Here is a 1,853-nt window from a genome sequence, read left to right as displayed (position 1 = left end):
CACCGCCCAGCGGTGGGTGGGACGGCCGGGCCACCAGGGTCGGAAGGAGGTGGACCGGTGAGTTCGAAGGACTGGATCGAGAAGGACTTCTACGCCGTGCTCGGCGTGGACAAGGCCGCCTCCGCGGATGACATCAAGAAGGCGTACCGCAAGGTGGCCCGGGAGTCGCACCCGGACCACAACCCGGGCGACCCGAAGGCCGAGGAGCGATTCAAGGCCGCGTCCGAGGCGTACAACGTGCTGTCGGACAGCGGCCGCCGTCGCGAGTACGACGAGATGCGTTCCCTCTTCGGCTCGGGCGCGTTCCGGCGCAACGCCAGGGGTGGCGGTCAGCCGGGCGGCATGCCGTTCGACGTCTCCGACATGTTCGGTGGCGGCGCCGGCGGCGGCGATCGTCGCTTCGGTGGCGCCGGCTTTCAGGACCTGTTCAGCTCGATCTTCAGCGGAGGTCAGGCCGGTGGGCAGGCCGCGCCACGCGGTCCGGCCCGTGGTCGAAACGTGGAGACCGAGGTGGCGCTGGACTTCGGCGACGCGGTGCGCGGGGTGACGCTGCCCCTGACGTTGCGCGCGCCGGGAGTCTGCGACACCTGCCACGGCAACGGGGCGAAACCCGGCACCCAGCCGCGTACCTGCCCGGTCTGTCATGGTGCCGGCGTGACCACCCGCGACCAGGGGTCGTTCAGCTTCTCCGAGCCGTGCCGCAACTGCCAGGGCGTCGGCACGGTGGTCGAGGAGAAGTGCCCGGAGTGCCACGGCAGCGGCGGTGTCACAAAGACCCGCACCATGAACGTGCGCTTTCCCGCCGGTGTGGCCGACGGTCAACGCATCCGGCTGGCCGGGCGCGGTGAGCCGGGCGAGCGCGGTGGCCCGGCGGGTGACCTCTTCGTACAGGTCAAGGTTCGGCCGGACGAGCTGTTCGGGCGTACCGGGGACGACCTGACGCTGACCGTGCCGGTCACCTTCGCGGAGGCCGTGCTCGGCACGGACCTGCGGGTGCCCACGCTCGACGGGGCGGTGACCCTGCGGGTGCCGCCGGGGACGCCGAGCGGTCGGGTGCTGCGGGCCCGGGGCAAGGGTGTGGTCCGCCGCGACGGGCAGGCCGGCGACCTGCTGGTCACGCTGGACGTGGTGGTGCCGGCCCGGTTGTCCGACGAGGCGCGCACGGCGCTGGAGTCGTTCGCCGAGCAGACCCCGCCGGCGGCCCGGGAACATCTCGACGCGCGGGTGCGTCGAGTCAGTTAGTCCGGTGGAACGGACGCGGAGGTGAGCGGGATGTCGGGCGAGTTCCTCGGTTCGGGCGACCCTGCCTACGAGGCCAAGGTGTTGATGATCTCGGTGGCGGCTCGGATGGCGGGGATGCATCCGCAGACCCTGCGCCAGTACGACCGACTGGGGCTCGTGCAGCCCGGCCGAGCCGCTGGTGGCGGGCGTCGCTACAGCGTCCGCGACGTCGTGCTGTTGCGCGAGGTGCAGCGGCTCAGTCAGGACGACGGGATCAACCTGGCCGGCGTCAAGCGGATCATTGGGCTGGAGCGGCTGCTGGAGCAGGCGCAGCAGCGGGTGGCCCGGCTGGAGGCTGAGCTGGACGCCGCGTACCGCCGGGTGGCGGAGCTGGAGTCGCTGGCCCGCTTCCCGGGCCGGGATCTGGTGCCGACGAACCGCACGTCCACCGCCCTGGTCGTGTGGCGCCCCCGCCGTACGCCCGATCGCTGAGCTGCCGCTCACCCGGATCTGTCTTCTCGGCCCGGACCGCGCCGGATTCCCGGCGCGGGGCGGGCCGCGTGGGGTTGCCAGTCGCTAAGATCGGCAGAGCGGGGGGGAGGGGAAGAGTGTAAAGATAGGAGGGTTGATAT

Annotated in this window: 2 protein-coding genes; both read left to right on the top strand. The window is 71.8% G+C overall.

Going from position 1 to position 1,853, the window contains the following annotated elements; all coding sequences use genetic code 11:
* Positions 1–57 precede the first annotated feature (57 nt).
* Positions 58–1,242, top strand: coding sequence for a molecular chaperone DnaJ (gene dnaJ, locus AB0B48_RS32980; protein WP_357208537.1), 1,185 nt, complete (start codon positions 58–60; stop codon positions 1,240–1,242).
* 30 nt (positions 1,243–1,272) lie between these two features.
* Positions 1,273–1,713: a helix-turn-helix transcriptional regulator gene (locus AB0B48_RS32975; RefSeq protein WP_030332087.1), complete on the top strand. Its 441-nt coding sequence runs from the start codon at positions 1,273–1,275 to the stop codon at positions 1,711–1,713.
* The last annotated feature ends 140 nt before the right edge of the window (positions 1,714–1,853 follow it).

Source organism: Micromonospora sp. NPDC049089 (genome assembly GCF_040648775.1).
Classification (GTDB): Bacteria; Actinomycetota; Actinomycetes; order Mycobacteriales; family Micromonosporaceae; genus Micromonospora.
Note: the sequence above shows the minus strand (reverse complement) of the source record. Positions and strands in the feature narration are given on the sequence as shown.